Genomic DNA, 11,729 nt, shown 5'->3' with positions numbered 1-11,729 from the left:
GTGTAGTCAACACGCCACGAGTCTTTGGCTCCCCTCGAAAGGTGTGACCAGGCGGACGTGGACGATGGTCTTCGCGGACGCCCGGCCCGATCACGTCACGACGGTAGCGTGCGCCGCGTTGCAAGCCCGTTGCGGTGCAGATCACCAGGGAACCCGAACGTGTCCTGCAGACCTCCGACGGCGGCTTCGACCTCGGCGCGGCGGCGTGACCCGTTGGGCAGGCGCTCGAGGCACGCCTGCCACACCTCGAGATCGTCCCGGCCAGGGACTGAACGGGCGTAGCGGAGCAGCACGTCCACGCCGGCATATCGCAGCAATGCCTGACGTAGCCATTCGTGCAGGTGATCGCGGTGCTCGGCGACGCCGGGCGCTTCAGACCGGGGAAGGGCGGGACCACGGTAAAGGTCCAGGGCGCGACGGTACGCACCCCGCTGCAGACTCTCCGCGACATCAGCGGCATCGGTCTTCAGCTCAACGTTCAGCCGGTACGGCGACGTAGGCGCGACGAGTGTCGGCCAGGCCTTGCGCAGCCGGGACACCTCGGCGCGGACAGTGACCTCAGCGGCGTCTTGTTCGTACATCTTCCAGGCCAGCTCGCCGGCCGACAGCCCATCCGGGTGAACCGCGAGAAGGAGGAGTAGCTCGGTGTGCCGCAGGCTGAGCTCGGCGCTTTGGCCGTTCACCGTCAGCTGCCCGCGGTCCCGGCCCAGGATGCGTAGGTAGGCCGCGGGGCCCCGCCGGGCCTGACGCACCGGGCGTGCCCGTTCGGTTCGCTTTAGCCGAAGTTCGGCCTCGACAGCGGCGATGACCGATCTGATCAGCAGCGCGGATTGGGGAGATGCGACCTCGTCGTGCCCGGTGATGTCGACATACCCGCAGATCTCGCCGGTGGCCGGGTCTCGGAGCGGGGCTGCCGTACAGCTCCATGCGTGTACTGGTTGCGCGAAGTGTTCGCTGCCGAAGATCTGCACGAGCGCGCCGAGCTCGTGCGCGGTGCCGAGCGCATTGGTGCCGGTGAGCCCTTCTGTCCAGACCGAGCCGCTCACCGCGTGTATTGCCTCGGCTTTACGCAGCAGATGGTTGTCTCCTTCGATCCAGAGGACCCGGGCGTCGTTGTCGGCCAGCGCGACGATGACGCCGGCGTCGGTCGCCGGCTCGACGAGAAGACGTTGCAGGATCGGGATGGCGGCCCGCAGCGGGTTCGCGCGGAGAGTCTCGGCGACCTCGTCGCTGTCCAGGAGCACGGGAGCGGCTTTGGTCTCTGGGTTGACGCGGTACTTCATGGAGCGTTCCCACGAATCGCGGATCAGTGGCCGCAACCACGTCGGCGCCGTCGCCGAACTGAGAAACGACTCGCGAGCGCGCGCCGTGCTGCGCCAACGGCGGCGTGCGTCGACGCCGGGCGGCAGCGCCAGCGCAGCTGCGATGCCATCTCCGTACCGCGGTCTACCCATCGATCGATCGTCCCCTCGACATCCGGCTCGCGTTGTATGAACCCACCATGCACATCTGCGTGCCCTGCGCTCAGGCGACCAGGAACGGCTGTCGCCAGCTGTACTCCGTACAAGAGTAATGTCCGCCGTCGGGACCCTGGTCTTGCGCCGGACCCGTCCGAGCCCGGCGGGCGATGGCGTGTTTGTCGGAGCGCGTGACTATCGTTGCGGTCATGGTCGAAAACGATGCTCAGCGCCGCATTCTCCTGGTCCATGCTCACCCTGATGACGAGACCATCGGCACCGGCGCCACGATGGCTCGTTATGTGGCCGAAGGGGCCCGCGTCACGCTGGTCACGTGTACCAGAGGCGAGCAGGGCGAAATCCTGGTGCCGGAGCTCGAGCATCTCGCGCCGGAGCGCGAGGACGGTCTCGGCGAGCACCGGATCAAGGAGTTGGAAGCGGCTATGGCCGAGCTCGGTGTCACCGATTTCCGTTTTCTGGGCGGCGCCGGCCGCTACCGGGACTCCGGTATGGCATGGGATGAGCACGGCCGTCGCGCCGTCGCACCGGACGACGTCCGTCCGGACAGTTTCTGGATGGCTGACCTTCGAGAGGCTGCCGATCACCTGGTCGAGGTGATTCGCGAGGTCCGGCCTCAAGTGGTCGTGACCTATGACGAGAACGGAGGTTACGGGCATCCCGATCACATTCAAGCGCACCGGGTCACCACCTACGCTTTTGTTCTGGCAGGTGTTGCCAGCTATCGCCCGGATCTCGGCGCGCCGTGGAGTCCGGCCAAGATGTACTGGACCGCTATGCCGCGCAGTGTCATTCAGCATGCCATCGAACGCATGAAAGAACACCCGGACAATCCTTTCCGCGGCGTTGAATCCGCTGATGAGATGGGATTCGTGGTGGACGACGCCGACATCACGGCCGCGGTCGACGGCCGGGCGTGGCTGGCGCAGAAGGCCGCCGCCATGAGGGCCCATCCCACTCAGATCGACGTGAGTGGTCCGTTCTTCGCGTTGTCGGACAAGGTCGGCCACGAGATGTGGGGTACGGAGCACTATCGCTTGGTGTGCGGCACGGCTGGTCCTGCCGATCCCGCGACGGGCTACGAGCCCGACCTCTTCGCCGGTCTTGGGATATGACGGGACGGCTGCGGGTGGCCTCGAGACCGGTGTCGAACGGGGTGGGTGGTGGCTAGTTTCGAGGCGTCCCGGGTCGGCAGGGCCGCGCGGCTGCTGCTGGTCGCGGCGCTTGGGGGTCTGGCGGTCATCGTCGCGGTGACGGGTGCGTTCCTTCATCGGTGGGCCAGTCCGGCCGGCCTCGCACTGGCGCTCGGTGCGGTGTTTGGGATCTCCGTCTTTGCCCGGTACGCTGCTCGTACCCGGTGGGGGATTGCTTGGGTGGGACTCGCTTGGCTTGCGCCGATACTGGTGCTCGCCCAGCCGAGGTCGGCGGGGGATGTTGTGATCGCCGGTGACGCGGCCGGGCTCACCTTGTTGTTCGGCGGGGCTATGGCGGTATCGGTGGCTCTCGGAATGGGAGCAGGTCGCCCGCAGGGCGACAAAGTGGTCAGAATTGAAGAGAACAATTCGACATATGTCGAGTAAGATGCGCGAGGCGGATGGACTATCCGTCCACATGCTGAACAGGTCGACTGTTAGGTATATGCCCTAGTGACCGACAAACACGTACCTTTGACTAACTCGTCCGAAGACAAAAGTAGCACGAGCACGCGGGGCGTCACCGAAGGAGCGCACGACTCCTCCGAGGAAGCTTCGTCCGGGCTCTCCGGCAACGCAGCGACGGCTGGCGGCACGGACTCAGCGGCCGATGGCTCGGCAGCGGAACCGGAAGACGTCGGGTCCTCCGGCGAGGCCGGTACGGCGGATGTGGCCGGAGACAATGCCGGGGCTGAGAGCTCACCGGACGGCACCGCCGACGGCGGCACGCCCGAGGGGTCGGTAGCGGGCGGTGCCGAGGCGGCTAAGGCCGGCTCTGGCTCGGCTGGATCCGCTGCCGATGACGCCCCCACGAACGGTAAGGCACCGGATACCAAAGCTGTGGCCGCGGACTCCGGTACTGAAGCGCCGAGCCAGGCCACGAGGATCGCCGCCCTGGACATCAGTAAGCCCGCACCGTCAACTCAGGACGCCGGTACGCCCGGAGATGCCGACGCGACGCAAGAACTCGCTGTGCCCCAGTCAGCGAAGCCGCCGCCGCCCGCTCAACAGCCGCCGGGTACGCCGCCTGCCGGCGCGCCGCCGGAAGAGCCCGCTACGGCTGCTGGATCATCAGGACGTGGTCGCAAGGCCGCGATCATCGCGGGCGCGGTCGTGGTCACGATTGGCGTGCTGTACGGCGTCACCTACCTCATCGCAGGCAACAAGCTCGCCAGCAATGCGACGGTGGCGGGCATCGAGGTCGGCGGGCTCACCACCACCGAGGCGCGGGAGCGGTTGGAAGCCGAACTGCCGGCCGTGGTGGACGAGCCAATCCATATACATGTCGGCGACACCGAATCGATGTACGACATCGTTCCCTCGGAAGCCGGCCTGGACATCGACATTCCAGGCACCCTGGCCGCCGTTCCCGGCGGCAGTGCCAATCCTGTCTCGCTGGTGCAAGCGTTGTTCGGCGGTGACGAGGTGACGCCCAGGCCCGCGGTGGACGAAGACGAGTTGCGCGGCGCCCTGGACGCGATCGCGGAGCAGGCCGACACATCCCCGGTCAATGCCGCTGTCGGGTTCAACGACGGCGAGGTCGTCACGAGTGATCCGGTCATCGGTACCGAACTCGACATCGACGGCGCTGTGGAGTTGATCTCGGCCGCCTTCTTCGGCAGTGACGCCCGGGAGTTGCCGATCGGCGAGCTGACGGTGCCGGTCGACAAGATCGAGCCCAAAGTCGACGAGGCGGAACTCGAACGCGCGGTCGCGGAGTTCGCCGAGCCGGCCATGTCTGGTCCCGTGACAATCGTCGCGGGTGACGAGAGCGTCGATCTGCCGACCGAGATGATCGGGGAGGTGCTCTCGCTGTCTCCCAACGAGAACGGAACGCTCCAGCCCGAGATCGACGGCTCGGCGCTGGCGGATCTGGCCAGCGACGAACTCGCCCAGATCGGCCGGGACGGCAAGGACGCCACTATCCGTATCCGAAACGGCGCTCCTGAGGTTGTGCCGGCGCAGGTGGGCAAGGGGGTAGACACCGACTCGCTCGGTGACGTGGTGCTCCTGGCGCTGACCGAGGAAGGCACCGACCGCAGGGCAGAGGTCGAGCTGATCGAAACGGAGCCGGAGTTGACCACGCAGGACGCCGAAGAGCTGGGCGTCAAAGAGGTCGTGGCCGAGTTCACCACTCAGTTCCCGGGCGCGCAGTACCGTGACGTCAACATCGGCCGCGCCGCGGAGTTGATCAACAATACGTTCTTACGTCCCGGCGACGAGTTCAGCATGAACGAGACCGTCGGGGAGCGCACCGAAGCCAACGGCTTCACGTCCGGCATCATCATCAACCAGGGCCGCCTCGAAGACGCGATGGGCGGTGGAGTGTCCCAGGTCGCCACCACCACCTACCATGCGGCGGCGCTGGCCGGACTGGAGGACGTCGAGCACTGGCCGCATTCGATCTACTTCGACCGGTACCCGCTCGGGCACGAGGCAACCGTGGCCTGGGGATCGAAGGACCTGCGTTTCAAGAACGACACCCCGTATGGTGTCTTGCTCGAAACGCGGTTCAGTGCCAGCGGTGGAAGCGGCCAAGGCAGTATCACCGTGCGGATCTGGAGCACCGAGTACTACGACGTCGAGTTGTCCACCTCGGAGCGGAGCAACTTCACCTCGCCGCAAACCATCTACGACACAAGCTCCAACTGTTCCGCGCAGGGCGGCAGCCAAGGCTTCACCGTGACGGCTTACCGGCAGGTGCGCACCCTCGACGGTGAACTGGTGAAGGACGAAGCAAACCCGTGGACGTACAACCCCAACCACCGGGTGGTGTGTGGCCCGGATCCCGACGACGACTAGGCGGTGGTGAGGGCCGCGGGGGAGAGCCCATTCTCGCCCGCGTCTCGCTCGTACCTCGCTCGCCGATGCCCGTCCGCACCCTGAACGGGGTCTCCCGCCACAGCCCTCGCGTCACTCGTTGCGGCTCTCGGTGGGGTGGAGCAAGGTAGCCGATGCCCGTCCGCACCCTGAATGGGGCAGCCCACCACAGACCTCCATGGTGCCCGTCACCTTGTCGTGTGGTGGGCGTTCTGGCGGTAGTGGTAGCTGTGGTGGTCGCCGAAACCGAGCTTGCGGTAGGTGGCTTGGGCGACGGTGTTGATCTCCTCGACCTGAAGGTAGGCGTCTGACGCGTCGTGGTTGGCCGCCCATTCGGCCAAGCCGGCGACGATATGACTGCCGAGGCCACGGCGGCGTGCGTGCGGCGCTACCTCCACGGCGGTGACGCCGAGCCAGCGGCGGCCGCTGGGCGCGTCGGTCACGGCGCCCCGAGCGATGGCGACTCGTTGCCCGCCGTCGTCCACTGACGCGAAGCCCACGGTGTCAGCATTGGTGAGTACGTCGATGCCATGGGGAGGGAGATCGCCGCCGCGGTAGTGGTAGCTGCCGAGCCAGGCGTCGTCGGGGCGGGGATCGACCCGTACCGCGGGCAGTTCCGCCTTCGTTCCGCGGCGAACGTCGTCGACCGGCGCGGTCATGACGATCACGTCGGCATCATGGGACCAGCCACGAGCGTCGAGAGCATGCCCCAGGGCGCCAGCCAGCCGGTCGGGGATCTGGAAGGTAGGGGCGAGGGCACGATCCCGGTACCACTGCTCCACGGCCGCGATGGCGTCGTCCAGAGGCTGTCCCGGGTCGCCGAGCGGCAAGCAGGAGTTCGCCCGGCGGGTGAATCCGCCGGCGGCTCGGAGTATCCAGCCCTCGATGTGATGAATCTCAAGCCCTTGCCAGCCCTGCGCGGCCGCGGCTTCGAGATCACGGATGTCGCGATTGGTGACCGGCCGGGCCGGTATCGCCTTGATGGCGATGACGTCGGGCTCGGCAATGGTCACTGGTGTGTCGTCGGGCTCGGCGCGGTCTCGGCGCACTCGAAGTACGCCATCTGCCCAGGTCTCGAGGATGCCGAGGACGTCGGTCGCGGAATGTGTGTCGTTGTGCAGGCGATACCGCACCACGACACGCCGCCCCAGCAGGCGGGCCCGGCCCTCCTCCAGGTGGTGCTGTCTCATAGGCTGACCTTCGTTGCATAGGTGTGGGGGTGCAACGTGATACTAGGGGTTGAACGGCGCTCAAATCGCGCCACGACCTGTCTGGAGGAGACCCGCCGTGACATACGTCATCGCGCAGCCGTGCGTGGATCTCAAAGACCTGGGGTGCGTTGAGGAGTGCCCGGTCGACTGCATCTACGAGGGCGAGCGGATGCTTTACATCCACCCCGACGAATGCGTCGACTGCGGTGCGTGTGAACCGGTCTGCCCGGTCGAAGCGATCTTCTACGAAGATGACCTTCCTGAACAGTGGAAGGACTATTACCAGGCCAACGTCGAGTTCTTCGACGACCTCGGTTCCCCGGGTGGTGCGGCCAAACTCGGCGCCATCGACAAAGACCACGCGTTTGTGGCCGCTTTGCCGCCGCAGGAGACTGGGGAGCACTGACCGACGTCTCGTCGGCCTCGATCCCCATGGCGACAATGAGAGGTGTGAGCCTGCCCGCATTCCCGTGGGACGCATTGGTTCCGTATCGGGAACGGGCAGCTGCCCACGCCGGTGGCCTGGTCGACCTATCTGTCGGTACGCCGGTTGATCCGACGCCTCAGGTGGTCCGTGATGCTCTAGCCACGGCAGCTGACGCGCCGGGATACCCGACCACTCTCGGTTCTCCGGCGCTTCGCGAGGCGGTCGCGGCATGGTTCGAGCGCCGCTTCGGTATCGGAGCCCTCGATCCCGAGACGAACATTCTGCCCGCGATCGGGTCCAAGGAACTGATCGCCTGGATGCCGACACTCCTCGGGCTTGGGGCCGGCGACGTCGTCGTGCACCCGGAGCTGGCTTATCCCACCTACGACATCAGCGCCCGGCTGGCCGGGGCTGAGCCGGTCGCGGCGGATTCCACCGTGGCGCTGGGACCTGGGCGGCCTGCTCTGCTCTGGCTGAACTCGCCCGCCAACCCGCACGGCCGGATCCTGCCCGCCGAGCATCTGGCCAAGATGGTCACCTGGGCGCGTGAGCGCGGTGTAGTGATCGCGGCCGACGAGTGTTACATCGAATTCGGATGGGACGCTGTGCCGGTGTCGGTGCTCCATCCCGACGTCAACGGTGGTTCGCTCGAAGGCATCGTGGCCGTGCATTCGCTGTCCAAGCGGTCCAACCTCGCTGGTTACCGGGCAGGTTTCGCGGCGGGGGATCCCGTTGTGATCAAGGCTCTGCTGGCCGTGCGGAAACACGCCGGAATGATGATGCCGGCGCCCGTCCAGGCTGCCACGGTGGCCGCGTTGAACGACGACTCCCACGTCGACGAGCAACTGGCGCGCTACCGTGGCCGCCGGGCCGTTCTCCGGGACGCGCTGGAGTGGGCCGGGTTCCGCATCGATCATTCCGAAGGGTCGCTCTACCTGTGGGCTTCGCGCGGCGAGCCATGCTGGCAGACGGTTGAATGGCTGTCCCAGCGGGGAATTCTGGTAGCCCCGGGCGACTTCTACGGGCCCGGCGGGCGGGAGCACGTGCGGGTGGCGCTGACGGCCACCGACGAACGAGTCGCCGCCGCGGCCGAACGCCTGGCTGGATGATCACTTAGTACGCCCGGCAGGTGGAGTCTCTCCTCGCCCGCGGCTCGTTCGTACCTCACTCGCCGATGCCCGACCGCACCATGGAGAGACTCCACCTGCCGGACCTTTCTGATCATCAGGTCAGGGGGTTAGGGCGCGGGCTGTCTCGGCATCGGGGCCGATCCCGAGGGTGATCGTGCCGGCGTCGCAGGCGATGACGCCGGTCTGGTCGCCGCCGCTGAACACGGCATCGCCGCCGTCGTCGGAGCGGGTGCTGTCCGGGAAAGCGGCCGCGTAGTAGTCGATCACCGTGCCGCACAGGTCCGGCCCCTCGGTGTGCTCGGTGAGCGCCAGGGCCACGGCGGTGTCGCCGTCCCGGTCCCACATCGCGACCTCGCCGCCGGCCCAGGCTCGGACCAGTTCCTTCGGGTCGGTGAGCGCGGCCGCCGGATCACCGCCGGGTGCTTCGAGAAGGAACAGCAGATCGGCGGCGCCGAAAGTGTCGGTGTAGATCTGGTTCCAGCCGCCGGGAGCGTCGGGCATGCGCACACCGGCAGCTTCCTCACCGGCTCGGTAGCGGTCCGGGAAGAGGATCTGCGCACTGGTGACGGGAAGGTCGACGTAGGTGTGGTCGACGGCGTCCCAGCCGCCGTCGAGGAAGACATCGCAGGTGAAGGTCATGCCCTCGATGTACGGGAACTCGAGGTTGCGGCGGACGAAGTGCGGCATCTGGTCCAGGGCCGCCTGCGACTGCGCGCTCTCGGCTTCCAGCGCCAGGAGTTCGGTCATGGGCAGATGCTCGGAGATGAACATCTGACCGTAAAGTGTGGCGTCGCCTTCGATGGCGTTCAACGCGGCGTAGGCGGCGTCCGAGCCGTCCGTCTCGGCAAGTTCCGCGGTGTCCGGCAAGCCGAAGATCTGGTCGGCGAGAGCGTGCACCATCTCGTGCGCGGTGATGTACGCCCCGAGCCCGTCCATCTCCTCGGAGCCTATGACGAGCTCCCCGGTGTCCGGATTGTAGAAGCCGCCGACGCCCGCATCGAGAGCGTCGAGCTGGGCCTGGGCGAGGTCGATCCCGGGCTCGAGCGCGCCGATGGTGGACAGCAGCCTGCCGTCGAGTTCGGCTTGGTCCCGGTCGAGTTCGGCCTCGGTGAGTTCGACGGCGCGCCGCTGAACTTCCTCGACCGTCACGAACTCGATGGACAGCTCACCGTCAACGGCGAGTCCGCGCTCTTCTTCGAGAATGTCGCGTACTGCCTGGACCTGTGTCTCGATGTCGGCGTCCGGAATCGAGCCGTCGCCACCGAGGTCCATCCCCAGGCCGCCGGGTGACAAGCATTCGAAGAGGATCGGGTCGATGTCACCGAAGTCTCCGCCTAGGAGGTCGCCCAGGCCGCCGAGGTCGCCGCCGAGCAGATCGCCGAGACCGTCCAGATCACCGAAGAGGTCTCCGAGATCGCCGAGGTCGCCGCCGAGCAGGTCCCCGAGGCCGCCGAGCGGATCGCTGCTGCTGGACTCTGCTTCGGCGAGCTGCGCGCGGACCGACTCGAGGTCGTCTTCGAGACTGCTGATCTGCCGGTCCATGAGCACATAGACCGTCCCGGACAGAAGGAGTCCCAAACCGGCCGCCAACGCGGTGGCGACTTTCCAGCCAGCCTGGCCGGCGCCGGGCCGGGGCTGGTGCGGCGCGGCGGGGTGCTCGTCGGCAGAAGGCTGTCCGGGTGGCGGCGGTGGCGGCGGCGGTGTCTGGCTCATCGTTCACCCACAATATCCGAGCGTAGACCTGCCAGAAACGTGGTGATCGCGGCGGCGATACCCGTGGGGTCGTCGTCGTGAATCCAGTGCCCGCAGCCGCCGAACTCCTGATAGTGGGTGTGCGGCCGGCGCTTGATCATGTCGTGTGCGTGTTCCGTGCTGAGCACGTTGCTGCCGGTGCCGTGGAGCAGAAGCGTGGGACACGCGACCGACATCCAGTCCGGCCAGCGGTCACCCAGTAGGAGCTCCTGGGATAGCAGCATCTCGTCCGGATCGAAGGCGAGCCCCCACCCGTCCGGGTAGCGGATCGCGCTCTCGAGGAAGTACGACGCGTCCGGGATTCCTTCGGCTTCGATCGCACGGCCGAGCTCACGCAGGGTCGCGGCCCGGAGCGGCCAGCCACGAGTGTCGAGTAGCGGTGGCTCCACCACGGCGGGGCCTTCCTCGACGATCAGCGCACGGACGAGTTCCGGATGCCACGCGGCGACCTGATAGGCCGTCACGCCGCCCATCGAATGCCCGAGAACGATGGCCGGAGTGAGCCCGGAGGAGCGGATGAAGCCGGCGACGTCCTCGACGTAGGCCTCGCGGGTGTATGGTCCTCCGCGTGGTGCGTGCCCATGCCCGCGCTGATCAACGGCGACCACACGTGCTCGGCCACGCAACGCGGCAGCAAGACCGGCGAAGGTGCGGGCGCTGCCGAAATGGCCGTGGAGGGCAAGGATCGTGGGTCCGTCTCCGCCGTAATCGGTGTGCGGCAGCATGGTTACGAAGAACCTGCCACGACGTCGATGTGCACATGGTCGAGATGCCTGAGCGTGACGTTCTCGGTATTCCCGGACGGATGCTCGTAGGCTCGCCAGCCTTCGCCGGAGCGGCGGGCGGTCCAGATCATGTCGTCGTAGATGACTGTGGCGATGCCGAGCCGGTGGGCATGGGCCACCGCCCAGTGGGCGATGGCCCAGCCGCGGCGGTTCACGTCGGTGTCGTCGTGTGGCCGGAGCATGACGTCGATGGCCCGGCCGTCGTAGTGGGCCGACCCGTCGATGTGGCCGGAGTCCACTCCTCCGGGAGCGAAGCCGCCCATGTCGAGCTCGCCGAACACGTCGCGGAGACCGTCATGTACGGCGCGCGCCCGCGGCGTGAGTCCGTCGTCGCCCATCTCCTGAACCGTGAGCTCGTCGAACGCCTCCATCCGGAACTGACAGTGGAAAGACGCCGGCGAGTGCCCGGTCAGTGCCGACGCGAGCGCCCTGGCATTGTCCTCGTGCTTGGCGTAGGCGTCCGGGAAAGCGCTGCGCTGAACTTCTTGGGCGGCGACGGTGATCTCCATCTCGCGGTACCCGTCGACGCGTACTAGCGCGTCGTAGAAAGCGCCGGTCGAGTACAGCGGGTCCTGGACCTCTTCCTCGGTGCCCCAACCTTGGGACGGGCGCTGCTGGAACAGGCCCAGGGAGTCGCGGTCGCCGTAGTCGATGTTGTACAGCGTGGACTCCTGGTAGGCCGTCGCCAGCGCGATGGTGGCCGCGCGTGCGGGTAGTCCCCGCGCCACCGCGATCGCCGTGATCGTGGCCGCGTGTTCGGCTTGCTGCAGATCTACTTCGGTCCGGTGTTCACCGACGATGGCCTCGCACTTCTCACGCGGTCCGAACACCTCGGGTGTTCCGTCGAGCCGCCAGATGAGCAACGCGGCCAGGCCGAGACCGAGCGCGGTCAGCACCGTGAGGGTCAGCAAGAGGCGGGCGGTCCGGCGCACGTGA

Annotated in this window: 10 protein-coding genes; 5 read left to right on the top strand and 5 right to left on the bottom strand. The window is 67.2% G+C overall.

The annotated features are described in order from the left end of the window. Nucleotides 1-95: 95 nt before the first annotated feature. Nucleotides 96-1,454 carry a sigma-54-dependent transcriptional regulator family protein gene (locus tag F7O44_RS22150; RefSeq protein WP_162452454.1) on the bottom strand — a complete coding sequence of 453 codons (1,359 nt, stop codon included), beginning with the start codon at nucleotides 1,452-1,454 and terminating at the stop codon, nucleotides 96-98. Between the two features lie 212 nt (nucleotides 1,455-1,666). Between F7O44_RS22150 and mshB the strand changes: the two genes are divergently transcribed. The 3 genes from mshB (at nucleotide 1,667) to F7O44_RS22130 (ending at nucleotide 5,470) form a co-directional block, all read left to right on the top strand. Further along, entirely contained in the window at nucleotides 1,667-2,590 is a 924-nt protein-coding gene (gene mshB / locus F7O44_RS22140) for an N-acetyl-1-D-myo-inositol-2-amino-2-deoxy-alpha-D-glucopyranoside deacetylase (protein ID WP_162452452.1), read from the top strand. A gap of 48 nt (nucleotides 2,591-2,638) precedes the next feature. Next, the gene (locus F7O44_RS22135) at nucleotides 2,639-3,055 is read left to right on the top strand and encodes a DUF6113 family protein (protein WP_162452451.1); all 417 of its coding nucleotides are present in this window, start codon (nucleotides 2,639-2,641) and stop codon (nucleotides 3,053-3,055) included. Between the two features lie 87 nt (nucleotides 3,056-3,142). After that, nucleotides 3,143-5,470 (top strand): VanW family protein, encoded by a 2,328-nt coding sequence (locus F7O44_RS22130; RefSeq protein ID WP_162452450.1) that lies wholly within the window; start codon nucleotides 3,143-3,145, stop codon nucleotides 5,468-5,470. Between the two features lie 206 nt (nucleotides 5,471-5,676). Here F7O44_RS22130 and F7O44_RS22125 read toward each other — a convergent pair whose 3' ends face one another. Further along, on the bottom strand, nucleotides 5,677-6,678 hold the full coding sequence (locus tag F7O44_RS22125) for an N-acetylglutamate synthase, CG3035 family (protein WP_162452449.1): 1,002 nt from the start codon (nucleotides 6,676-6,678) through the stop codon (nucleotides 5,677-5,679). A 97-nt stretch (nucleotides 6,679-6,775) separates the two neighbouring features. On the opposite strand from F7O44_RS22125, the gene fdxA reads away from it, so the two are divergent. Both fdxA and dapC read left to right on the top strand, forming a co-directional pair. After that, the gene (gene fdxA / locus F7O44_RS22120; protein ID WP_162452448.1) at nucleotides 6,776-7,105 is read left to right on the top strand and encodes a ferredoxin; all 330 of its coding nucleotides are present in this window, start codon (nucleotides 6,776-6,778) and stop codon (nucleotides 7,103-7,105) included. A gap of 35 nt (nucleotides 7,106-7,140) precedes the next feature. Further along, nucleotides 7,141-8,235: a succinyldiaminopimelate transaminase gene (gene dapC, locus F7O44_RS22115; protein ID WP_162452570.1), complete on the top strand. Its 1,095-nt coding sequence runs from the start codon at nucleotides 7,141-7,143 to the stop codon at nucleotides 8,233-8,235. Nucleotides 8,236-8,355: 120 nt separating this feature from the next. Here dapC and F7O44_RS29475 read toward each other — a convergent pair whose 3' ends face one another. From F7O44_RS29475 to F7O44_RS31300, 3 genes are read right to left on the bottom strand one after another with little or no spacing between them, the layout of a single operon-like run. Beyond that, a complete protein-coding gene (locus tag F7O44_RS29475) occupies nucleotides 8,356-9,969 on the bottom strand; it encodes a hypothetical protein (protein ID WP_162452447.1) in 1,614 nt (537 codons plus the stop codon). Then, nucleotides 9,966-10,733 (bottom strand): alpha/beta fold hydrolase, encoded by a 768-nt coding sequence (locus tag F7O44_RS22105; RefSeq protein ID WP_162452446.1) that lies wholly within the window; start codon nucleotides 10,731-10,733, stop codon nucleotides 9,966-9,968. The genes F7O44_RS29475 and F7O44_RS22105 overlap by 4 nt, the downstream gene beginning before the upstream one ends. Nucleotides 10,734-10,735: 2 nt before the next feature. Further along, nucleotides 10,736-11,725, bottom strand: a complete 990-nt coding sequence (locus F7O44_RS31300) for a VldE C-terminal domain-containing protein (RefSeq protein WP_222851591.1) — start codon at nucleotides 11,723-11,725, stop codon at nucleotides 10,736-10,738. Between the last annotated feature and the right edge of the window lie 4 nt (nucleotides 11,726-11,729).

It is taken from the genome of Phytoactinopolyspora mesophila, from assembly GCF_010122465.1.
In the GTDB taxonomy this organism is placed as follows: Bacteria; Actinomycetota; Actinomycetes; order Jiangellales; family Jiangellaceae; genus Phytoactinopolyspora; species Phytoactinopolyspora mesophila.
This window is presented reverse-complemented; position numbering and strand designations above follow the sequence as displayed.

Coding starts and splice junctions, on each gene's coding strand:
- F7O44_RS22105 (WP_162452446.1), bottom strand. CDS start 10,733: ATGCTGCCGCACACCGATTACGGCGGAGACGGACCCACGATCCTTGCC.
- F7O44_RS22150 (WP_162452454.1), bottom strand. CDS start 1,454: ATGGGTAGACCGCGGTACGGAGATGGCATCGCAGCTGCGCTGGCGCTG.
- F7O44_RS22125 (WP_162452449.1), bottom strand. CDS start 6,678: ATGAGACAGCACCACCTGGAGGAGGGCCGGGCCCGCCTGCTGGGGCGG.
- dapC (WP_162452570.1), top strand. CDS start 7,141: ATGAGAGGTGTGAGCCTGCCCGCATTCCCGTGGGACGCATTGGTTCCG.
- F7O44_RS29475 (WP_162452447.1), bottom strand. CDS start 9,969: ATGAGCCAGACACCGCCGCCGCCACCGCCGCCACCCGGACAGCCTTCT.
- mshB (WP_162452452.1), top strand. CDS start 1,667: ATGGTCGAAAACGATGCTCAGCGCCGCATTCTCCTGGTCCATGCTCAC.